1 protein-coding gene is annotated in these 701 nt (G+C 62.8%); it reads right to left on the bottom strand.

Features of this window, described 5'->3' with window-relative positions; translation table 11 throughout:
- On the bottom strand, window positions 1–701 hold a 701-nt coding region (locus HX875_RS32970), incomplete at both ends, for an ATP-binding cassette domain-containing protein (protein WP_256348225.1).

Genomic DNA, 701 nt, shown 5'->3' with positions numbered 1-701 from the left:
GGGGAAACCGCTCAAACGCCGCTGCCGGCAACCCCACTAACTCCAGTAACTCACGCGCCCGCCGCTCAGCATCAACCCGGGAAACCCCTTGCACCAAAGGCCCGGTCATAACAATCTGCTCCACCGTCTGCCGCGGATTAAGCGACGCAAACGGATCCTGAAAAATCATCTGCACCTCACTGCGCAATGGCCGCAACCGCCCTTCAGACAGCCCCGCCACCTCACGCCCCAACCATTCGATCCGCCCACTGTCGGCGCGCAACAAACGCACCAGGCACCGGCCGAGGGTCGACTTACCCGAGCCCGACTCACCCACAATCCCCAAGGTCTCGCCTTCACGCAATTGCAACTGAACCGAGTCCAACGCCTGAGTGGTGCGCCGCCCCCACCAGCCACTGCGGCTGCTGAACACCTTGCCCAAGGCCTCGGCCTTCAACACCACCGGCCCTGCCACCGGCGTACGCGGTACCAGCGGTTGCGCCGACACCGCCGCGAGCAATTGCCGGGTGTAGTTTTCCCGAGGCACACGCAATACCGCTGGCGCCGCACCCTGCTCCACCACCCGACCTTTTTCCAGCACCAATACCCGGTCAGCAATCGCTTCCACCACAGCAAAATCGTGGGTGATAAACAACAACGCCATACCCTTGTCCTGCTGGATCTTGCGCAGCAGATCGAGGATCTGCGCCTGGGTGGTCACG

The sequence above is a fragment of the Pseudomonas yamanorum genome (assembly GCF_013386765.1).
Taxonomy (GTDB): domain Bacteria; phylum Pseudomonadota; class Gammaproteobacteria; order Pseudomonadales; family Pseudomonadaceae; genus Aquipseudomonas; species Aquipseudomonas yamanorum_A.
Note: the sequence above shows the minus strand (reverse complement) of the source record. Positions and strands in the feature narration are given on the sequence as shown.